The organism is Imperialibacter sp., from assembly GCF_048007035.1.
Classification (GTDB): domain Bacteria; phylum Bacteroidota; class Bacteroidia; order Cytophagales; family Cyclobacteriaceae; genus Imperialibacter.
The window spans coordinates 2,110,238-2,131,828 of sequence record NZ_CP180355.1; the positions used below are offsets into that span (position 1 = coordinate 2,110,238).

Annotated in this window: 14 protein-coding genes; 5 read left to right on the top strand and 9 right to left on the bottom strand. The window is 45.6% G+C overall.

Features of this window, described 5'->3' with window-relative positions; genetic code table 11:
• Positions 1-211 precede the first annotated feature (211 nt).
• From ACMVP2_RS09300 to ACMVP2_RS09320, 5 genes are all read right to left on the bottom strand, one after another.
• Positions 212-1,252 carry a DUF697 domain-containing protein gene (locus ACMVP2_RS09300; RefSeq protein ID WP_416867507.1) on the bottom strand — a complete coding sequence of 347 codons (1,041 nt, stop codon included), beginning with the start codon at positions 1,250-1,252 and terminating at the stop codon, positions 212-214.
• A gap of 199 nt (positions 1,253-1,451) precedes the next feature.
• Positions 1,452-2,129, bottom strand: a complete 678-nt coding sequence (locus ACMVP2_RS09305) for a lipoprotein signal peptidase (RefSeq protein ID WP_416867508.1) — start codon at positions 2,127-2,129, stop codon at positions 1,452-1,454.
• A gap of 49 nt (positions 2,130-2,178) precedes the next feature.
• A complete protein-coding gene (gene ileS, locus ACMVP2_RS09310; RefSeq protein ID WP_416867509.1) occupies positions 2,179-5,547 on the bottom strand; it encodes an isoleucine--tRNA ligase in 3,369 nt (1,122 codons plus the stop codon).
• Positions 5,548-5,578: 31 nt separating this feature from the next.
• Positions 5,579-8,002: an efflux RND transporter permease subunit gene (locus tag ACMVP2_RS09315; protein WP_339794464.1), complete on the bottom strand. Its 2,424-nt coding sequence runs from the start codon at positions 8,000-8,002 to the stop codon at positions 5,579-5,581.
• A 72-nt stretch (positions 8,003-8,074) separates the two neighbouring features.
• Entirely contained in the window at positions 8,075-9,415 is a 1,341-nt protein-coding gene (locus tag ACMVP2_RS09320) for a deoxyguanosinetriphosphate triphosphohydrolase (RefSeq protein ID WP_416867510.1), read from the bottom strand.
• A 95-nt stretch (positions 9,416-9,510) separates the two neighbouring features.
• Here ACMVP2_RS09320 and ACMVP2_RS09325 point away from each other — a divergent pair, with 95 nt between their 5' ends.
• The 5 genes from ACMVP2_RS09325 (at position 9,511) to ACMVP2_RS09345 (ending at position 16,730) form a co-directional block, all read left to right on the top strand.
• Complete coding sequence (locus ACMVP2_RS09325) at positions 9,511-10,707, top strand: hypothetical protein (protein ID WP_416867511.1); 1,197 nt, start codon at positions 9,511-9,513, stop codon at positions 10,705-10,707.
• 10 nt (positions 10,708-10,717) lie between these two features.
• The gene (locus tag ACMVP2_RS09330; protein WP_416867512.1) at positions 10,718-12,982 is read left to right on the top strand and encodes an IPT/TIG domain-containing protein; all 2,265 of its coding nucleotides are present in this window, start codon (positions 10,718-10,720) and stop codon (positions 12,980-12,982) included.
• Positions 12,966-15,053 (top strand): kelch repeat-containing protein, encoded by a 2,088-nt coding sequence (locus ACMVP2_RS09335; protein WP_416867513.1) that lies wholly within the window; start codon positions 12,966-12,968, stop codon positions 15,051-15,053. The genes ACMVP2_RS09330 and ACMVP2_RS09335 overlap by 17 nt, the downstream gene beginning before the upstream one ends.
• Positions 15,054-15,249: 196 nt before the next feature.
• The gene (locus tag ACMVP2_RS09340) at positions 15,250-15,726 is read left to right on the top strand and encodes a hypothetical protein (protein WP_416867514.1); all 477 of its coding nucleotides are present in this window, start codon (positions 15,250-15,252) and stop codon (positions 15,724-15,726) included.
• Positions 15,726-16,730, top strand: coding sequence for a WD40 repeat domain-containing protein (locus ACMVP2_RS09345; protein WP_416867515.1), 1,005 nt, complete (start codon positions 15,726-15,728; stop codon positions 16,728-16,730). The genes ACMVP2_RS09340 and ACMVP2_RS09345 overlap by 1 nt, the downstream gene beginning before the upstream one ends.
• Before the next feature lie 13 nt (positions 16,731-16,743).
• Here the strand turns inward: ACMVP2_RS09345 and ACMVP2_RS09350 are convergent, their stop codons facing one another.
• The 4 genes from ACMVP2_RS09350 to ACMVP2_RS09365 all read right to left on the bottom strand — a co-directional run bounded on the left by ACMVP2_RS09350 (position 16,744) and on the right by ACMVP2_RS09365 (position 21,363).
• On the bottom strand, positions 16,744-16,920 hold the full coding sequence (locus tag ACMVP2_RS09350) for a hypothetical protein (RefSeq protein WP_416867516.1): 177 nt from the start codon (positions 16,918-16,920) through the stop codon (positions 16,744-16,746).
• Positions 16,917-17,717, bottom strand: coding sequence for a zinc-dependent peptidase (locus tag ACMVP2_RS09355; protein WP_339795000.1), 801 nt, complete (start codon positions 17,715-17,717; stop codon positions 16,917-16,919). The genes ACMVP2_RS09350 and ACMVP2_RS09355 overlap by 4 nt, the downstream gene beginning before the upstream one ends.
• Positions 17,718-17,826: 109 nt before the next feature.
• Positions 17,827-19,311 (bottom strand): glycine--tRNA ligase, encoded by a 1,485-nt coding sequence (locus ACMVP2_RS09360; RefSeq protein ID WP_416867517.1) that lies wholly within the window; start codon positions 19,309-19,311, stop codon positions 17,827-17,829.
• Positions 19,312-19,446: 135 nt separating this feature from the next.
• Positions 19,447-21,363, bottom strand: a complete 1,917-nt coding sequence (locus ACMVP2_RS09365; RefSeq protein ID WP_416867518.1) for a cation:proton antiporter — start codon at positions 21,361-21,363, stop codon at positions 19,447-19,449.
• Positions 21,364-21,591 lie beyond the last annotated feature (228 nt).

The window sequence follows — 21,591 nt, forward strand, 5'->3', positions numbered from 1 at the left end:
TCGACTGGGATCTGTGAATTTAAGTCAACAGTTTGGCTTTGGGCCAAAAGTGAGGGCAGAAGCCCTAAAAGCAAGAAAAAGATAGCTTTTATAGCTCTGTTTTTGAAAGATGTTTCCATGGATTAAGTTCCAGGTTTGTTGAATAGGTTGAATTAACTGAAAATAGGTCTTCAAAATACATCGAAGCAAAATGCCGTCCAAAGCATGCTCGCTATTTCTGTTGGTCTACTTCTTCGCTTTCTGATTTTCTCTTTCCGAAAGGATTGACTTTTCGGGCAGCGGATGAAACTCCTTCTGTGATTTTGGTGCCTGCTTTCACTATGGCCTGGCCACCCGATTTGATGGATTGAAATCCAGCGTTTTTGGCCGCTTTCAGTATCCCTCCCACAACTTTTGTTGATCCCTGGGTCACAATCTGGCTCAACATTTTTCCGGCTCCAAGGGTAGCATTTTTCCTGGCCTTTTTGCTATCCCAGGTGGTTACACAGCTGCAGTATTGCCGGGCAATGATGCCCACTCGTAAGGTAAGAAAGGCATTTGTGGAGCCTTCAAAAAGTGAATCCATCACCAGCGTTGCTGTGGGGCCCACCACTGGAATAGAAGAGAATGAGGTGCTTTTAGTTACACCCGACAGCAGCGACTCGAGCTGTAGACTGATGTCGAGGTCTTCAATTTCGGATACGAGAAAAGTGGTGGCACCAATATTAGCATAAAGATGAGCGAGATCTCTAAGGCCTGGTCGCTGGTGGTACAAATGGCAAATTTTCCACACCATGCGTGAGTGAGTAAAAAGGATGGTGAAGGCATCAAGCCGTCCGTTTTGAGAGATGGATGTAGTAAGGAATACTGACAGCGCCGTTTGTTTGATAATCTTGTCTGCCTCCTCATTGAGTCGGGTTAGCGAAGCCTCCAATTGATCCTCAGAGGCGGGAACGAGACCTTCGGCGATCAACAGCTTATTTTTTCTAATCCGTTGAAATACTCTCCTTTTATGTTTGGGGACTTGGTCTTCCTCTTTAGGAGGTGTGAGGGTTTGCGGCAACCGCAAAAAGAGAAAAACAGGCACCAGCAGAATGCCTGCGGAAATGGCTATCAGGGCAACAAGTACCACCCTTCCGAAAGTTTCGTTTACACCAAGCGCCAGGTGATAAATCTGATAGACCTGATTGACCAGAAAAAGGACTGTGAGGAAAACGATAATGGCAGAAAGCCAGACCGCAATAAGTTTGACCTCTTTTGAAAAGCTCGACATACCTGTATTAACGTTACGTTGGTTTGACAGGTTGGGGAAGACTGAAGTTACATGTTTTGTCGACTATTTGCGAACTACTTGCAGAAGCACGAGTTAAAGTCGTGCACTGGCAACTTAAATTGAAACATCACTCCAAAGAAATGATTTCAAAGTCTTCTTTACGTCTTAGAAGCCTTTGCGTGAGACCATCCCCTGCAGCTTACCCTACCGACTGGGCATTTCTTGTTTCGTCGTCATCAGAAGGAACCTGCCCCACAATGGAAGTTTGAGAGTCCTCGGTAGCATCATGCTCTTCGTGCTCGGCTTCTTTGAAAAATGACTTTTGGAATATGATAATAATCGCCACACCAACGAAAATTGAGGCGTCTGCGACATTGAAAACGGGCCACAACGCTGTGTAGTCTCCACCAAACAAAGGCACCCACTCGGGGATTCTGCCTTCCCAGATGTCGATGTAAAACATGTCAACTACCTGGCCGTGAAACCATGGATTCGGTGCGTCGTAAGGAGCGTTGTTAAGAAAAACTCCGTAGAAAACACTGTCGATCAGGTTACCAATGGCTCCCCCAAGTATAAGCGCACCGCACCATAGAAGGCCGCTGTGTACTTCTTTTTTTGCCAGCCTATAGAGATAAACAGCAATCACGACCATGGCTATGAGCCTGACAACAGTAAGAATAAGTTTGCCGTTTTCGCTGCCCAGCTGCATGCCGAAGGCCATGCCAGGGTTGGTGAGATAGTGAAGCTTAAATACGTCGCCAAGGAGGTAAATCTGCCCGGCCACGCCCATTTCCATATTGAAGTGTACTGCCAACTTAACTACCTGATCCAAAATGATCATTGCAATGGCCAGTAGGTAATATTTAAAATACTTCACTTTGTCCTTAGTTTACAATGTTTGGTGTTGGCTTCGACGATTGATCTCTTTAAACGGTGACTTTGACTTCGAGGTTAAACTCATCCATATCCAAAACAACAGCGTCAGTCAGATCTCCCACCATTTCAAGCGAAAGGGCCTGGGTTTCACTACAAATATAGTCTTTGAAACTAATCAAAGCCTCATTTACCATTTTTTCACTTTCTTTAACCGACAACCTGATTTTGTCCTGTACGTCAAGCCCCATGTCTTTCCTCAGGTTTTGTACCCTGTTCACAAGATCACGAGCGATCCCTTCCCTCTTCAGGTCATCGGTAATGGTGATGTCGAGGGCGACAGTCAGGCCATTTTCACTGGCAACCAACCAGCCAGGGATGTCCTCTGAAGAAATCTCAAAATCTTCCGGCGTAAGCTCAATGTCGCCTTTGGCTGTTTTCAGCAAGAATTTGCCAGTACCCTCCAGGCTGACGATATCTTCCTGTGTCATTTCCTTTACAGCAGCGGCTATATCTTTCATAATCGGGCCATGCTGCTGACCCAGCTTACGGAAATTCGGCTTGATGCTTTTCACCAGGATTCCAGAAGTATCGTCTATATACTCTATCGCCTTCACATTTACTTCTGACAAAATAAGATCTTCCACGGCTTCGATATAATGCCTGGTAGAAGCATTCAGCACAGGAATAAGAATTCTTGACAGTGGCTGCCGTACCTTGATCATCTGCTTTTTACGAAGCGAGTGAATCAAAGACGATACCTCCTGAGCCAACGCCATCTTCGTTTCCAATTCTTTGTCAATGGCCGACTCGTCGGCCTTAGGGAACGCTGCCAGGTGCACTGACTCTTCCGTTTCCCTTCCTGACACCTTATTAAGGTCAGCAAAAACACGCTCCATATAAAAAGGAGCAATCGGCGCTGCCAGGCGAGCTACTGTCTCCAGGCAGTCGTACAACGTTTGGTAAGCCGCTTTCTTGTCTTCGTTGTACTCACCTTTCCAGAAACGCTTCCTGTTCAGGCGCACATACCAGTTGGACATATCGTCCACAACAAAATTCTGAATCAACCGGCCAGCCTTCGTTGGCTCGTAGTCATCATAAGCTTCTGCCACCTGCTTTTTCACCGTATTCAGGCGAGAGGTAATCCACCGGTCGCTCTCTGTCCTCTTATTCAAAGGAACGGCAGCCTCACTGTAGTTAAAACCATCCAGATTGGCGTAGAGGGCAAAGAAATTGTAGGTATTGTACAAGGTTCCAAAGAAACGACGCTGTACTTCTACTATTCCATCGATATCGAACTTGAGGTTGTCCCACGGATTTGCGTTGGTGATCATGTACCAGCGGGTGGGATCGGCACCGTACTTCTCCAATGTAAGGAAAGGGTCGGCAGCATTGCCCAGGCGCTTCGACATTTTATTGCCGTTTTTGTCCAGCACAAGGCCGTTGGCAATCACATTTTTGAAGGCTACACTGTCGAACAGCATACCTGCTATTGCATGGAGTGTAAAGAACCAGCCACGGGTTTGATCCACACCTTCTGCGATATAGTCCGCAGGATAGTTGGCTTCAAATACTTCCTTGTTTTCAAATGGGTAGTGCCACTGCGCATAGGGCATAGCGCCTGAGTCAAACCAAACGTCGATCAGGTCAGTCTCCCGACGCATGGGACGACCACTGTCGCTTACCAAAACCACATCATCCACGAAAGGCCTGTGCAGATCCATATCGTCGGCAACGGGTGCCTTCATCAGGCCAGCTTTTACGGCCTTTTCCGATTCTGCTTTGAGCTCAGCAAATGAGCCGATGCATTTCATTTCCGACCTGTCGTCTGTTGCCCAAATAGGCAAAGGCGTGCCCCAGAAGCGGCTGCGGCTCAGGTTCCAGTCCACCAGGTTCTCCAGCCAATTGCCAAAGCGGCCTGTTCCTGTCGACTGCGGCTTCCAGTTGATGGTGTTGTTCAGCGCCACGAGCTTGTCTTTATAAGCCGTGGTTTTGATGAACCAGGAATCCATAGGATAGTAAAGCACCGGCTTGTCCGTTCTCCAGCAATGCGGATAGGTGTGCTCGTACTTTTCTACCTTAAAGGCTTTGTTTTCCTGCTTGAGGATGATAGAAATGATGACGTCGGTCGATTTGAAATTCGGGTCGCTTTCGTCCTCTTCTTTATAGTTCTTTACATAAAATCCGTCTTCGTCATACTCCTTGTGTGCGGTGATGTCCCACTCCTTCATCTTGGCTTTCAGGTAGGCACCTACCTCATCAACAAACTTTCCTTTCTTGTCAACGATAGGCACTTCAAAGCCACCCTCATCTTTCACAAAGACTCCGGGCAGGTTGTTCTGCACCGAAGTTCGAAAGTCATCCGCACCAAAGGTCTTGGAGATATGCACGATGCCTGTGCCGTCTTCGGTCGTCACAAAGTCGCCAATCACCACGGTGAAAGCAGGTTTTTCCAGCTTCACCACAGGAACGAGCTGCTCATAGGCCATGCCGGCCAGTTCTTTGCCTTTGTACTCCTGCACCACTTTAAAAGGAATCAACTTGTCACCCGGCTTATAGTCCTCAAGCTTTAGGTCGGCGGCCTTCTGATTGAAGTAAGCGCTGACTCTATCTTTTGCCAGGATCACATTTACCGGCGCAAAAGTATACTGATTGAAAGTGGCCACCTTCACGTAGGCGATCTCCTTACCCACAGCCAAACCGTTGTTGGCTGGCAAAGTCCACGGGGTGGTGGTCCAGGCCAGGAAGTAGTCATTTTCCGTTCCCTCTATTTTAAACTGCGCCGCTATCGTGGTGTCCTTCACCATTTTGTAGGTGCCGGGCTGGTTCAGCTCGTGAGAGCTTAGACCGGTGCCTGCTGCCGGGGAATACGGCTGTATGGTGTAGCCTTTGTAAAGAAGGCCCTTGTCGTAAAACTTCTGCAATAAATTCCAGACAGACTCAATATAGTCTTTCTCGAAGGTGATGTAAGGGTTGTCCAAATCGACCCAGTAGCCCATTTTCTCAGTGAGGTCGTCCCACTGCCCTTTGAACTTCATCACCGCCTCACGGCACTTCTGGTTGTACTCCTCAACTGATATTTTCTTGCCGATATCATCTTTGGTGACGCCCAGCTCTTTTTCTACCTGAAGTTCAACAGGCAGACCATGGGTATCCCAACCGCCTTTTCTTTTTACCTGAAAGCCTTGCTGCGTTTTGTAACGACAAAAAATATCCTTCACCGTCCTCGCCATCACGTGGTGAATACCTGGTGTGCCATTGGCCGACGGGGGACCTTCGTAGAAAGTAAAAGTCGGGCGGCCCTCTCTTGAGCTTACAGATTTCTCAAATATTTTCTTCTGCTTCCAGTCTTCCAGCACTTCGGAAGCTACCTTGGCCAAGTCTATAGATTTATACTCTCTGTATTTCACAGCTTTCGTCATGATCTTCTCCTGAAAATTCAATCTTTAAGTACTACGATTGTGTTTCTTTGCTATTGAGCTCTTCCAGCTTAATTCGGTCAATGTCAATTTCTTCGTCGTCATTTTCCGTGTAAAAATCGCTATAGCTATCAATAAGCAAATGCTCGTTTTTGTTCCTCTTGCCGCTATCGAATCGCAGCAGTAAAGACGGCAGCAAGATGGTGTTAGTAAACATGGCAAAGAACAAAGTGGTAGAGGTAAGCGTTCCGAGCGCCACTGTTCCGCCGAATTCTGAAAAGGCAAATATTACGAAGCCAAAGAAAAGAATGATCGAAGTATAGATCATGCTCGACCCCACTTCTTTAATGCTTTTGCTCACAGCCACTGGCACAAAGAAATTGTTAGCAAACAATTCCAGCCTGTACTTGGCCAGGAAGTGGATGGAGTTATCAACCGATATCCCGAAAGCAATACTAAAAATAAGGGCGGTGCTTGGCTTTAGCGGTATTCCAAAATAACCCATGATTCCCGCCGTAATGATCAACGGAATAAAGTTGGGTATCAGGGAAACAATGATCATCCGCAGGTTTCTGAAAAGCAGCCCCATCACAATGGCGATGACGAAAAAGGCCAGTACCATGCTACTGATAAGGTTTTGTATCAGGAATTTATTGCCCTTTATAAAAAGCAATGTAGTACCTGTGATGGTGGCCGACATTTTTGTTCCTTCAAAAAGATCGGTAATCTTCGGCTCTATTACCTGAGTGACCAGGCTGTCCATTTTATCCGATCCCACATCGGCAATGCGCACTGACACACGGACTATCTGACCGGTTGAGTCTATAAAGTTACTTGCCAGGCCTGAACTCATTCCGGCCTCACCCTGAAGATAGCGAAGGACAAATGCCTGATCCCGGCTGGTTGGCAGCGAGTAAAACGCTGGGTTTTCATTGTAAAAAGCCTGCCTGGCAGCCTTCACAAAACTTACGATGGAAACCGGCTGAGAGATGTAAGGTATGCTATCAAGGAAATTGACCAGCTGATCAATTTTCCTGAGGTTATTCAGGTTGAGTACTCCCTTTTTGTTGCCCGTGTCAATCAAGAGCTCCAGTGGCATTACACCACTAAAATTCTCCTCGAAAAAAGCCAGGTCATACCTAACGGGGCTATCGTCCGGCAGGTCATCGATCATATGCGAAACTGCTCTGATACGAGTCATTCCAAATATCGACACCCCTACCAATACTATTGAAAACAAAAACACTTTGTATTTGTGCCTGTGCACCAGAAGATCTATCCCATATAGCAGCTTAGCCAGCGGCTTCATGTCCAGGTGCTTCAGGTGGCGTTTTTTAGGTGGCGGCAAATAAGAGAAGACCGTCGGGATGAATACGATGCTCACGATGAAAGTGGACATGATATTGATGCCGGCAATAGTTCCAAATTCACGAAGCACCACAATGTCGACAATAAGAAGCACGAGAAACCCAATGGCCGTGGTGAAATTGGTCATCAACGTCACAATACCAATCCGCCTGATCATGTTCGACAGGGCCATCATTTTGTCGCCATGCAGGGCATATTCCTGATGGTATTTGTTGAGCAAATACACGCAGTTGGGTATACCTATGACAACAATAATCGGCGGAATGAGCCCCGTAAGCAGGGTGATTTTATAGCCGAAGAGAGACAGCGTTCCCATCACCCATACGATCATGGTGCCAATAAGAATGAGCGGGAAAAGCACAGCCTGGAATGACCGGAAGAAAAAGAAAAGGATGATGCCCGTAACAATGATAGAAAGCACCAGAAATAGCTGGAGCTCGGCTTTTACCTTGCTTGTGTTAATAAATCTGATGTAGGGCAAGCCGGCATAGTGCAGCTTGATGCCCGTTTCCTCTTCAAATAGCTGAGCCACCATCAGCACGTCGCCCACCACACCATCACGGTTTTTTGTGCTCAGAATCTCCTTGTTGATGGACACCATGATAAGCGTGGCTCCATTGTCAGGATTGATTAGCTGACCACTATAAACTTTGATTTGGTTAGCCTCCCGCAACATAGAGTCGAGCGCTGGTTGCGTGTCAGGAATGCTCGTGAAAAACGGCTTCATTTCCAGCCGCTTTTTTTCATCGTTCTTTACAAGGTGCTGGAGGCTGGGAAGGGAAAGTACGTTTGTGATATTGTTGATGCGAGCCAGCTCGTCGGCCAGGTACCTGAACTTTTGAAAGTTCTCCACCTTGTAGATGGCGCTATCTTTTACGCCAATAGCCAGCATGTTTCCATCTTCACCAAACAGCTTTTTGAATTCCTGAAAATAGACCATGTCGGGGTCTGTATCCGGAACTGTTTTGGCAAGATCGAACGACCACTCAACTTTCCGGGCCTGATAGCCAAAAAAGGCTGTAAGGATAACCAGAATGATAAGAAGGGGAAGCCTGAATTTCAGGATGATATGTGCTAACTGGGTCCACATTTCCAAACGGAGCACAAATGTAATGAAATAATCTTTCTAAGGTAGTTGAGGGTCATTATTCCTTTCCTATTTCTACGATCTTATTCCTGGCAGCGATATGCCGGTCAGGTTTCGGTACAGGGAAAGTGCATGCCCATCGGTGAGACCAGAGATAAAATCAAGCACCGTTCGTAGGAGTTGATAGGTCGTTTTTGACTTTTGAATGCCCAAAAGAATGTCTAACGGCATGAGTTTGTATACGAGCTGGTCTCTATAGCCTGGTTTGTCGTCAAAACGAACTTTGTAGGCAGCGCTACAGAAAGCCTCCATCAAACCTGAGATTACCTGAAACCCTGCCGCTTCCTTTTCGATTACCTGCCTCGACTGGTAAATCTGTGCCACAGACAGTTTGCTGATTTTTACCAAAGTAGTACTGCAAGGCACCAGCGAAAACAGGTCAGTGTTCAATGTGCCGTCAAGGATTTCCTTTTCGTTATCCAGAAAGGCTTTTGTTAACTGCCCCACCAGCACGTTGATGGCCAGCGCCCTGAGCGTCGCCATCTTTTCCTCCACAGTTTCCAGGTCATCCAGCTTCTCCGGTTTGTAGGCGTCGCCTATTATTTCAGCCAGTAAGTCTCTTGCCACCTCGTACCGCACCCAACCAAGCCGGCACCCATCCTCCAGATCGATGATATGATAGCAGGTGTCGTCAGCCGCTTCCACCAGGTACACCAGCGGGTGTCTGGCCCAGGCTGTGTTTTTTATTTCTTCTTTCAGGCTGGTGGCTGCTGCTACTTCCTGAAAGATGCTTGCCTCTGTCTGATAAAAACCAAATTTCTTCTGGCTCTTTTTCTCTTTACTCTTCCCTTCAAATGACGACTGGCAGGGGTACTTGGTAAATGCCGCCAGCGTAGCATGTGTGAGCCGCAGCCCTTTGTTCTGAGCATGGCAAAGCAGCCGAAGCCCCTGGGCGTTGCCCTCAAATGAAACAAGATCAGCCCATTCGGCTTTTGTTACTTTCGACTCGAATATCCTTCCTTCGACATGATTGAGAAAAAACTCAGAAATGGCCTTTTCGCCAGAATGGCCGAACGGCGGGTTACCAATATCGTGCGCCAGGCAGGCAGCAGCCACTATGGAGCCAAAGTCAGCCGCCGTGAGTGCAAGGTCTTTTTCTCTTTCCAGAATCTTTTCACCCACCATTTTCCCCAGCGATCTGCCCACGCTTGACACTTCGAGGCTGTGGGTAAGCCGGTTGTGCACAAAGTCGTGGTCGGGCAAAGGAAATACCTGCGTTTTGTCCTGCAGCCTGCGAAAAGGATACGAGAAAATAATACGATCATAGTCCATTTCGAAAGGACTGCGGGCAGGGTCGAAGATGATGCTTTTGGTGGCGCCGTAGCGTTGGCTGTTGAGGAGTTCTTTCCAGATCATTTAGTAGAGGCTCGTATTTACAATTAAATGAAGAATTACTACATAAAAATCGTTAACGTTTCAATATATTTCAGTCAATTTTATATTGTTAATCAATGAATCAATTCTTGAAAAGCTTCTTTTCTCTCGGCCTTTTGGCAGGCCTTACTATTTCATTCAGCCCGATTCTGGCGCAACCAGATTTTCGCCCGGGATATGTCGTCAGGTTACAAGGCGACACCCTCCATGGCTTCATAAATTACAGCCATTTGGAAATCTGCGAATTCAGGGAAAACAGACGCTCCGCAGTAAAATTATACAAACCTCAAGAAATAAAGGGCTACGGATTCATAAATAGCCGGTTTTATGAATCATTTAGTTCGTCAGCGACCAAATTGCCCGAATCCGTTTTTCTGGAACTGGTGCAAAGTGGAAAGCTTAGCCTTTACGCATATGAACATTATTTTTTTGTAAAAAAGGATACTCTTATTCGGCTCGATAAGGGAGAACAGAAGCGAGTTGAAATTGGCAACAGAGCATTCGTTCAGGAAGGAAAAAGCTACATCGGCATACTCAACTTACTTACAAGTGATTGCATGTTGGAGAACCTGTCAAAAGTGCGATACACCCAGAGAGAAATAAGCGATGTGATAGAGAAGTATAATGCTTGCTCAGGGAGTGAAGTGTTTATTCCAAAGAACAGCTTACCATGGATAAGTCCAAGATTATCATTGGCCTCAGGATTCAATAATTCACTCCTAAGCCTGCCTGGATATCCGGCCGGTATGCTTAACCCTGCCAAATATGCTATTTATGGGCTTGGCTTGTCCGTAAATTCCCCTCGCCTAAATGAGAAGATCGCTATTGTGGCAAGTGGGTTATTTACAAGTTCGATTTACCAGGGTCTATACACCTCAAAAGAAGGGTCTATTACGTCTAATAAGGATATTATTATCAATTCCAGCTTTCTAAAAATCCCTTTTGGTGTGAAATATTCTCTTTTGTCCGAACTAGCAACTCCCTATATAAAAGGAGGCATTTCTGTTTCTGCATTCAGCAGAACATTCAGTAAAACAATTGAAGAGAAAATGTTGACCAACGGTGATGTTCAAACATATTTAGAGAAAAGCAAGGTAGAAAGCTTTTATCTCACTGGATATTGGGTAAGTGTAGGTTACGAAAGGAGGATATTGAGAAAACTGAGTGTGTTCGCAGAAGGATATTTTGAAAAGGCAACGGTGTTTAAAATTGTGAACTTTGCCGAGGATTCTAACGTCACGAATTTTGGGCTGCTTGTTGGGATAACCTATTAACCATTTGATTATGATGAAGATTGTCAGAACTATCTCCTTTATAACCATTTCCACAGTTTTCTTAACCTGTACAGAGGAGAAAATAACTCCACGGGCCTACCCTCGGGTTCTTACACACCCCGTTTCCAATATTACGTCAGGTGGGGCTACCTTCAACGGAGAAATATTCTTCACCTCGGTAGAAGTTATCGACTATGGGTTTGTCTGGAGTGATGCTCCAAGCCAGCAGTTGGGAAATACCGACTATGTTTCGCTGGGTAGTAGATCAAATACTGGAACATTTTCAGCCAAAATTGAAAGGTCCCTTGAAGAAGGCAAAACACATTATGTAAGAGCCTATGCCCAGAGTGCAGAAAACACAGTATATGGCCCGGTTCAGGAATTTGTAAGCCTGGGGAGCAAAGCACCTTCAATTGAAGACTTTGAACCAAAAACTGGCACCTGGGGTGACACTATCCAAATCAAAGGAAAGAATTTTAGCCAGGTCTCTGGTAAAAATCGGGTTCTCCTGGAAGATGTCGAAACGCAGATTGTTTTTAATTCAGATACTCTGCTAAAAATTGTCGTGCCACAAAGCTTTATTAATTCTATCGGCAAAATCAAAGTGGTCGTAGCTGGAAACTCTGGCGAATCAAACGGCTTCTTCGAGTTAGAATCAGCTTTGATAAACGGGTTTAAGCCAGACTCAGCAAATTATGGTGTACCCTTCTCAATCACAGGAAGCCTTTTCAGTAAAAACTTTACCAAAGTTTACTTTAATGATGTCGAAATAAATGCCGTAACCGTCAATGACTCATTGAACATAATAACCTTCGAAGTCCCAAATGGTCTCACAGTCGGGTTTCAGGATGTAAAAGTGGTAATTGGTGATCGAACTATTACAGCCGCCAAACAATTTTTCAGGGCGACTCCTATAATTAAAATGGTAGATCCTGAGTCTGCGACATATGGCGAAACCGTCACAATTACAGGAAAGTATTTTGCACCTGACATTAACGAAAATTCAGTAAGGCTATATTTTGAAGGCGATCCAATAAGATACTATGAAGTCCAGAAAGTTGAATCAAGCACAACAAGAATACTTGCGAAAATTCCTACCCAATACGTGGGGTATGCCCCAAAAATTGGTGTTACGGTGAACAACGATAATTCAAATAATGTATTGCTTAATATTCCCAAGCCCTTTATTGAATCAATTATTCCCTCCTCAGGCCTCCTACCTGGCAGCAAGGTTTTGATCACTGGTAGAAACTTCCCAATGGGCGGATCAGCTTTTGAGCTTTATGTGAACGGCATAAGAATTAATAATGGCACAGTAGCAGTAAATTCCCATGAAGAACTGAGTTTCAATTTTCCGTCAGACGCTGAGTCCCATAGTATTCAACTTAGTGTAAATATGGCTGGAAAAATTGGCGATTTTGACATAACAACCTCCTATGTGCCCCTCACAAAGACTAAGACAAGCTACGGAAGCCGTAGTTTTCTCAACTTTGGAGACATCTATCAGTATAATCCATCAGATGGGGGGCCTTTCTGGAAATACAACCTTGCGTCCAACTCTTGGAGCGAACTACCAGCAGTGAGCGAAAGTGGCAATGGGAAGAATTTTTTTGTACTTCACTTTGATGGAGCCATGTATATGGGTGAACAAAGTGTCGTCAACCCTCCAATCAAGAATTTTCACAAATATACATTTGCCGCCAATACCTGGGAGCAGAAAACATCTATACCAAATGCCGGCATCACCATGGCAAGCTACTCTATTGGAGACTACGGGTATGTTATGTGGGCTGGCCACGATGGAGTCTCCCTTACTGGTAAGTTTGAATTGTGGAAGTTCGATTCCACCACTGAAAGCTGGTCCTTTCTGGCCCCTTTTACACATGAGACAAATTACCGATCCCAAAGTTTTGCGATTTCCTTCATCAGTTATGGAGAGTTGTTCTATACGGTAGCCAATTATGACGGTAAGCCGGCACCAGAACCCCTATGGCATTTTAATTTGGAAACCTTAGAATGGTCCAAAAAAGACATGGATTTCCTCTCAGATATCCAACATGTGCCCTACAATGGAAAATCATACATCCTTGCTAACGAATACGGGACTAGCAATTCTCGAATCTACGAAATTGACAAAACCAGTTTGGAATTGACGCCTTCCGAATTTCCAGATATTCCTATAAGCCTGTTAAAGGGAAAGGCGATAATTGAAAATGGAAATAAGCTTCTCTTGATCAACCAGAACACCATTTGGGAATATGATCCGCAATACTAAAGCCGTTGTTTCTATTGCGGTTGTCTGGATCCTACTTGGCCTTCTAACAGGGGCATGCGAAGAGAAGATTGATAATATCTCGATTATTAGAACCGGTGCTGTGACCGACATTTCCGCTGAAGGTGCCACGTTTCGGGGAAATATCTCACAGCTTGGCTTGGAAGAGGTAATTGATTACGGCTTTGTGTGGTCAGAAGAAGTCTATCCAACTGTGGATGGATACGCAAAGTTTTTCGGCGAACCACCGACAATTGGAGAGTTCGAGTACCTCAATAGCGCCGGACTGAGAAAAGATACCACCTACTATCTACGGGCGTTCATGCAAACCTCGGGGTCGGTAATCTATGGAGATATGGTCACCTTTAAGAGCCTCGGCGGGCGAGCTCCAGTAATTACAGGTTTTGAACCCAACGAGGGCACTTACGGGTCGGAATTGACTATCAAAGGAGATTTCTTCAGCGATGCTCTGGCAGAAAACTTCGTTAAAATCGGCGCACTAAATTGCGAGATAATTAAGGCCAGTAGAACTGAACTGACTGTTAGGGTGGGAAATGGCACAATGATTTCAGGCAGCTACCCTCTTTTCGTACAAGTGGGGAACCATAGGACACAATCGGTAGATTCCTTTATGATGGAAGGATTCCAAATCGATAGCATTTCCCCTATCAAAGGCTTGGCCAATGATGATGTCCAACTATGGTGTAAGAATGCGCCGCAATATTATATGCAACTTTCGCTCATAGCGAATGGTTCTTCAAATGACATTTCTGGCTATCACTTCGCTTATTCACCTACCGAAATCCGTTTCAAAATTCCATATGACTTTTCCTTTGTCGGCCCCGCACAAATCAGTGTTGAGTTTTTCGATAGCGAATATAACTCCGCAGGTTTGCTGCTCAAGGATTATGAAATTGCTGGGCCTCAAGTGCTTTCGTTTACCCCAAAAGAAGCGTTTCCTGGTGAGAAAATATTTGTAACCGGCCAATACCTTGACAAAATAGCCGGAGTGTTAATCGGCAATACACCTTCAACACTAACGTCGACATCTCCAACCTCAGGAGTTGTAGCTATCGATTATTCAACACCACCCGGCAAGTTCACAATAGATGCTCCCTGGGTAAGTCAAACCAAAATCCCATCCTCTGACTCAATAGAAATTATTAGCCCATGGACATCAGATCGAACATTTCCGGGAGGCGAAATTGCGAATGGCGTTGGCTTTGCTATCAACAATAAGATGTATGCTGGGATTGGTAGCATCATGCAACAAGACTTCAAAGCAAATAACGATTTTTGGGAGTTTGACGAAAATGGCAGCAACTCAAAAAAAGCGACTTTCCCAGGCGTAGCACGAACTTCTGCTTCGTCAGCAGCAATAGGAGATAAAGGCTTTGTCATAGGTGGTAAAACTGAAAAAAAAGCCAGTCTAGGGGATTTTTGGAGCTATTCTCCCGCCACGGACAGCTGGCTCCAGCTATCAAACGTACCCTTTGGCACCCGATATGATGCCATTGCCGTTGTAGTCGACGAAGATATCTATTTTGGCACTGGTCTTTCCGGCTCATCTGCCTACAGTTACTCATCTCATGCAGATATTTGGAGATACAGTACAATAACACAAAAATGGGATTCGATCACCAGTTACCCGGGTAGGGCACGCCAAAGCCTGGTTTCCTTCGTAATTGGGAAGGATATATTTGTAGGAGGTGGGTTTCTTGGAAGTATTAATCCGAAAGATTTTTGGGTGTATCATACCAAAACTGATACATGGCAGAACCTTGGCGCTTTGCCACTTCTATATGCCGCCGCCAGTGTAAGTGCATTGGTAATAGACAATGTCGCTTATGTAACAGGAGGGACGGGGTTACCTGAACAGATTTGGAAGTTTGATCCTACAGATTATTTATGGACGCAATTGCCGAGTATGACGCTGGTCGACAGAACAAACAGGGTATATAACGCCATTGGAATTACCGTCAACAAAAAAGGATATATTATTGGGGGATACAAAAGTTATGGACCAACCTACCTTTCAAATGAAATTTGGGAATTTGACCCGTCTGTATTTTAAGCTCGCTTTTTTCTTGGTAGGTGTTCTTTATAGCTCGTGTACCTACTCACAAAAGCTGGTTTTGGACAACTACCTGGCTGTTGGGCTGAGTGGTGGATGGGGTAGCAGCAGCGGGGCAGCAAATACTGCCTCAAGTGGGTACTTTACACCGGCTTTGTTTTCGAATTATGACAAATTGTTAAGCGCCTCTCTCTTTGTGAATTATAGCCTTTCACCTTTTTTGGCCGTCGGACTAACAGGAGACAATGTACATTTTTCGGATTGGAGCCACCCTGGCGATGCACAAACTTACGAGGGGGCAAATTCTACTATCAAATCGCTGATCCCTTCTTTGAGGGTATTTTTACCTTACAGAAGGGTCGGATTTAGAAATAGATTCAAACCGTTCCTTGAAGTCTTTCAGGTAAATAGTTCGATAGCAACCACGCTAGCCTACCTCCCCTTCGGTGAAAAAGAGTCGTTTGAAGAAACAACATCAAAAGCTTTCAATTTCGGCTATGGAGCCAGACTCGGCCTTGAGCTTGCTTTAACCAATAGGCTTGGCTTTCAATTAACCTATGGTGTCACGAAACATCGTTTAAAATCCAAACTCTATGATGACACGTCTGCAATCTTTACTAAGACAGAGATGGGAATGTTTTACAGAGGACTATTAACTAAAAAACTTTTCTGATGTGGGCAAAAAATAGAATTTCCATATTACTGGTTGTTTATCTCGTTACAACTAGTTCTCTTTTTGGGCAATCAAAAAAATATAAGACCATCGGCAGCTCCAATGAAAGCATCCAGCAAATCGTAGTCGGCGACAAAGGCGAATACATTTTGGCTCTCACAGAGAAATACATCTTACAGACCTGGCAAGTATCCAACAACAGCCTTTTAGTATCACAACAAATAGATGGAGCGAGTGCCAGCATCTCACTTTCCCCAGATAACTCAACGCTTGCTTGCGGCACATCGTCAGGGCAAGTCCAGCTACGAAGCTTCCCTTCGCTGGAACTCAAGCAAACCCTGAACACAGAAGATAAACTTCCAGTTTTAAAAACCGCTTGGGCCAATCAAGACTCCATAACCGTATTGCTAAACGACAATTCTGTCAGCTTATTTAGTGTGAAAAGCTCCCGGCTGATTTACAACCTGCCCGCAAGCGAATTTTCAGCCACCTCCCTGGATGTTAGTGACTCACTCAACCTCATTGTTGTTTCGGACATTGAGGGGGGACTGTCCTTCAGAAAGCTGTCTGATGGTCAGCTGTTACGAACTACAAAAAGCCACTCTAAACAAATTCGTGAGGTCAAGATAGACAAAGAAAGAAACGCAATAGTAACAGTTGGTGATGACGGGAAATGCCAAATGACGAGCATAAAAACCGACTATCTCTTGTTCAAAAGGAAAAGATATTTCACTTGGCTCACCGCAATAGATTTAAATCAAAAAAGTATTCTACTAACTTCTAGTGAAGGTTTCATTGAAATTATCACCCCGTTCAACAGCTATGACCTAAAAATTAACGCCGTCATCTCCAGCGCCAAATTCATTCCTACTGGTGAATCGAACCAACTGGTTGTGTGCCTTGGCACTTTAGGTAAGGGTATAGTAATTGTCAAAGCTTCCAGTATGAAAGCCAGAGAAAAGCTGAGATCACCACAGATCCACGCCAATCGAGTTTCGTTCTAATAGCAAGATTGACTTAAAGGCTTTGAATGCGGTAATGTCCCTGGCCTGTGTTTTTGTCCTGCAGCCTGCGAAAAGGATAGGAGAAAATAATGCGGTCATAGTCCATTTCGAAAGGACTGCGGGCAGGGTCGAAGTTGATGCTTTTGGTGGCGCCGAATCGCTGGCTGTTGAGGAGTTCTTTCCAGATCATTGCGCCAAAGATAATAACCTGATGGGGTCCTGCCTTAACAAAAGCACTGTAAACTTGTAAAGCCTGGGGTGCTCCTGATGAAAACCGACTGGCCTCTCGAAGAAATTCTCTATGGCCACGGCAAAAAATTCGTCTATGGAAACCCCTCCATAGCTTCTAAAAAAAGTCTCCGTTCCTTCCCGTATTTCGCCGATGGTGTTGCGGGCAATAGTGGTCCACTCCTGAAGCACTCCTTCGTCAAAGAAGTTATACTCCTGGTTAAAGATTCCATTCTCCAGCTTCAGAGCGTGAGCCATTTCGTGCAGGCCCAGGTTGCGGCCATCAGATCCATCGGCATAGCCACTCACAAAGCTTTTCCAGGAAAGCACAATGATCCCCCCTCCCAGGTTCACTTCGCCCCGATGGTAGCGCTTGAAAATGGTGCTGTAGTAGTCGTCAGGGTAGACTAATATTCTGCTGAAGTTTTCGAGATAGATATCAGGCAGGCCAAAAGTGAGCTGGGTAGCCGCTGCCGAGATCAGCACCTTCATTTCTTCCGTTACCGACTGCATCTGGCGGGGAGTGAAATCCTTGCGGTCTATAAATTCTATCAGCTTGTTCTCGAATTCAATCTTGAAGCCAGCAGGAAGGCGACGGTAGTAGTCAAAATGCTTTTCAATGTGCGGGCGAACCCGGTCGGGAGTCAATGAAGAGCTTTCCCAACGCATCCATCGCCAATAGCTTTCTGAGCGGGCGCTTCTTCGTACGACTACCCATAAAAATGCGAAAACTACACCAGCAGATAGAAAATAAGCCATTCAGGTTGGAATGAGGTAACTAATACTTAGGCCACACTAAAGTATAATAATAGCAAAAGGCTCAATCATTCTAGAAAGAGCCTTTTGATAATTTTCTAATTTGATAGTTTTACCCCAGCTTCTCAAATATCCTCTTAATAGAAACTGCCTCTCCAATTTTCTCCTTCAGTTCGGAAATATGCACTCTTTCCTGTGCCATGGTGTCACGGTGGCGGATGGTTACAGTATCGTTTTCCATCGTCTCGTAATCCACTGCGATACAGAAAGGTGTGCCTATCAAATCCTGCCGTGTGTAGCGCTTGCCGATTGATTGCTGCTCCTCATAAATCAGGTTGAAATCGTACTTCAGCATGTCAAAAATCTGGCGGCCCTTTTCAGGCAGGCCATCTCTCTTCACCAATGGGAAGATAGCAGCTTTGATTGGCGCTAGCGCAGGATGTAGCTTCAAATAAGTTCTTTCCTTCTTTTCATCCCCCTCACCTACGGTCTCTTCCGTATAAGCATTGCTCAACACCATCAAAAATGCCCTGTCGGCACCGATAGAGGTCTCCACCACGTAAGGAATGTAGTTCTGATTGATTTCTGTATCAAAGTACTGCTGCTTCTTTTTTGAGAACTCCTGGTGGTTCTTTAAATCAAAGTCAGTACGGCTATGGATGCCTTCCACTTCTTTGAAACCGAATGGAAATTGGTACTCAATATCAACAGCGGCATTGGCATAATGGGCCAGCTTATCATGGTTGTGAAACTTCAGCTTTTCAGCCGGAGTGCCCAGCGCCAGGTGCCATTTCATGCGAGCCTCTTTCCAGTACTCGTACCACTTCATTTCTTCACCAGGACGGACAAAGAACTGCATTTCCATCTGCTCAAATTCCCTCATTCGGAAAATGAACTGGCGGGCGACAATCTCATTTCTGAAGGCCTTGCCAATCTGCGCAATTCCAAAAGGCACTTTCATCCTGGCAGTCTTCTGCACGTTCAGGAAGTTGACGAAAATTCCCTGGGCAGTTTCCGGCCTCAGGTAAACCACATCGGCCTCCTCAGACACCGAACCAATTTTGGTGGAAAACATCAGATTGAACTGACGCACCTCAGTCCAATTGGCAGTGCCGGAGAGGGGGCAAACAATTTTGTGGCTCTCAATCAGCTCCTTCACTCCCTTCAAGTCCTCAGCTGTCAGCAGCCTGTTCATGTCGGCCAGCAGCTGCTCCGCTTTGGCTCCTTCACCGTTATTCTCATACTCAGTAGCCTTATCTTCAATGAGATTGTCGGCCCGATAGCGCTTCTTCGAGTCTTTGTTGTCGATCATCGGGTCGTTGAACCCGTCGACGTGGCCAGATGCCTTCCAGGTAGTTGGATGCATGAAGATGGCGGCGTCGATGCCCACTATATTCTCGTTGAGGCGGGTCATACTCTCCCACCAAACTTTTTTGATGTTGTTTTTCAGCTCCACACCATAAGCACCATAGTCATATACTGCCTGGAGGCCGTCATATATTTCACTTGAAGGGTATATGAAGCCATACTCCTTGGCATGAGCAATGAGGGTACGAAGCAAGTTGGTTTCTTCTTTAGGCGTGTTTTGAGAATTCATCAGTTCGTCTTATTCGGTTCTAAAAGAAAGAGCACCAGCCGTCGGCTGATTTCTTTTCAGGCCGCAAAGATATAGGATTAAAGCTTGCAGAATAAAGAATTGAGGAGCAAAAATGGCTTATTCTGCTATGAAACGTTAGTTGGCAAATTTCAGCTCTATCTCGTCGAGGCTGCTGTTCGATCCAACCATGGTCACGATGTCACCCACCCGCAGCCGGGTGTAGCCATGTGAAATGATCATTTGGCCGGCCCGGCGCATAGAAAGGATGATGACCTCCGGGGGCAGGCGAAGGCTCCGAAGCGGGAGTCCGTGGAGATCCGGATTGCGGATGACAATGTCTCTGGTGTCCTGGCCGTGTTCCATGCCAAGCAGCAAGCTGGTAGCCTGGGGTGAGCGTACAAAATGGTCAAGCAGGCTCACCATGGCAGTGGACGGGTCGATCACTTTCACGCCCAGGTGAACAAATTTGTCGAGGTTGGCCCTTTCATTCAGGCGCACAACCATCTGTTTTGTCCCTATTTCTTCGTACACTATCTCACATATTCTATAGTTCTCCTCGTCAGACAGCAAGGTTACAATGGCATCAAATTTTTTAGCATCGATCCCGTCAAAAAGCTTTTTGTCGATCTGAGTAACAAAATGAAGTTTAATTCCGTCCGGAACTTCCACATCCTTTTGATCACTCAGCGTAATCATCTCTACTTTCCAGCCTTTCTCCATAAGCTGCCGTGAAAGGGCCAATGACTGACTTTCATAGCCAAAAATAAGGGCGTCCATAACGCCATCAAACCGGGGAACATCCGCTCTGCTTTTGTTTTCACCTACCAGGTCGATGGCCCAGCGGATAAATGGCGGGCCCACAAGTTGGTTGATAACTATGATGGCAATAATGAGTACGGCAAAATCTTCCCCCCACCCGGGAAACTGGTTGGCGATAACGGTTGCCAGACCAAGCGCTACCCCAGCCTGAGCAATGTATGGCATCCAAACCACCTTAAGAAACCTGTGCGGGTCTCCGGCCAACACATTTCCTGCAAGGGCGCCTACTGTGGTTGCAAGCAGTCGGATAACAAAAAATAGCAGGGCAATGACCCAAACCTCTGCCAATACAGGCAAGTCCATGGATGCGCCAGTGAGTGTGAAAAACGCTACATATACTGGTGTTCCTACCTCATGAAGAATTTTTAGAAACTCTGGCCGGTAGTTGGAGTAATTGGCGACATAAAAACTCCCTACGAGGCAAATAAGCAGCGGCTCCAGATAAAGCCCGTGCCCCGAAAGCTCTTCACTCCATGCCAGAATGTGATGTGACAATAAGTAAACCAGGTACCCCAGGCCCAAAATCAATACGGTTTTGACCAAGTGCTTGATTTTCAGCTTTAAAACTGCCTCAAGCCCCTTCCCCACAAGAAAGCCCCCGCCAAAAGAAACAATCAGCTCAATAACTATTATTAGCAGGCTTGTGAGCTCAAAACTATCGCCATGAGCAAGCGTTTTTGCCACGGCCAAAATAATGGCAAACATGACAACCACCACAAAATCCTTCACAATAGTGACGCCGAGAACGACCTGAGTAAAAGGCCCCTTCGCTCTCAATTCATTGACGATAGCTATTACCGAAGCGGGAGAAGGTGTAACAAATATGACCCCCGTAAGCAGTGAAACCGATAATTTGTCGCCCAGCGAAAGCTCTTTCATAAAGGGGATCATATCGGCGAGGAAAAACACAAGGGATCCGCTTGCCAGAAAAGTGATGGCCGTTTGAGCAAAAGATTGAATCTTAATGCTCCTCAACTTGCTCCTCATTTCGTTGAGATAAAGCTCTGACCCTGCGGCAAATGCAATGTATGCGAGGGCCGTTTCACTGATAAAGCTCAGCTGCACTTTGGCTATCTCGGGGATGAGGTTGAGCACATAAGGCCCAGCCAAAACGCCCGTGATCATGAGCCCGGAAATTAAAGGCAAATGTATTTTTTGGAATTGGCGGGCTATTTGATTGGAGGACACGGCAACCAAGAGAAACCCGGCAATTAAAATGAGCAATTGTATCATTGTCGAATCATCAATCAAACCTTATCTTCAATATTAAGCGAATACTTCAATAAAAGGTGTTTGATCCAAAAATTTGTCAAAAAAAACACTATAAAACTGATGAGGTCTTTACATTAGGTCAACTTATGGTTCGCCCATCTACCGTGAAAAAGTCATCCTTCAGGAAAAAAGATAGTGTCTTTCTCAAGACACATCTCATTTTTCTGCCAACAAGCACTGGGTTCGCTC

Bases quoted from the DNA above. Each gene is read 5' to 3' on its own strand.
- ACMVP2_RS09320 (WP_416867510.1), bottom strand. From the start codon at position 9,415: ATGATCTGGAAAGAACTCCTCAACAGCCAACGCTACGGCGCCACCAAA.
- ACMVP2_RS09315 (WP_339794464.1), bottom strand. From the start codon at position 8,002: ATGTGGACCCAGTTAGCACATATCATCCTGAAATTCAGGCTTCCCCTT.
- ACMVP2_RS09335 (WP_416867513.1), top strand. From the start codon at position 12,966: ATGATCCGCAATACTAAAGCCGTTGTTTCTATTGCGGTTGTCTGGATC.
- ACMVP2_RS09325 (WP_416867511.1), top strand. From the start codon at position 9,511: ATGAATCAATTCTTGAAAAGCTTCTTTTCTCTCGGCCTTTTGGCAGGC.
- ACMVP2_RS09365 (WP_416867518.1), bottom strand. From the start codon at position 21,363: ATGATACAATTGCTCATTTTAATTGCCGGGTTTCTCTTGGTTGCCGTG.
- ACMVP2_RS09360 (WP_416867517.1), bottom strand. From the start codon at position 19,311: ATGAATTCTCAAAACACGCCTAAAGAAGAAACCAACTTGCTTCGTACC.
- ACMVP2_RS09300 (WP_416867507.1), bottom strand. From the start codon at position 1,252: ATGTCGAGCTTTTCAAAAGAGGTCAAACTTATTGCGGTCTGGCTTTCT.
- ACMVP2_RS09350 (WP_416867516.1), bottom strand. From the start codon at position 16,920: ATGATCTGGAAAGAACTCCTCAACAGCCAGCGATTCGGCGCCACCAAA.
- ACMVP2_RS09355 (WP_339795000.1), bottom strand. From the start codon at position 17,717: ATGGCTTATTTTCTATCTGCTGGTGTAGTTTTCGCATTTTTATGGGTA.
- ACMVP2_RS09345 (WP_416867515.1), top strand. From the start codon at position 15,726: ATGTGGGCAAAAAATAGAATTTCCATATTACTGGTTGTTTATCTCGTT.
- ACMVP2_RS09330 (WP_416867512.1), top strand. From the start codon at position 10,718: ATGATGAAGATTGTCAGAACTATCTCCTTTATAACCATTTCCACAGTT.
- ileS (WP_416867509.1), bottom strand. From the start codon at position 5,547: ATGACGAAAGCTGTGAAATACAGAGAGTATAAATCTATAGACTTGGCC.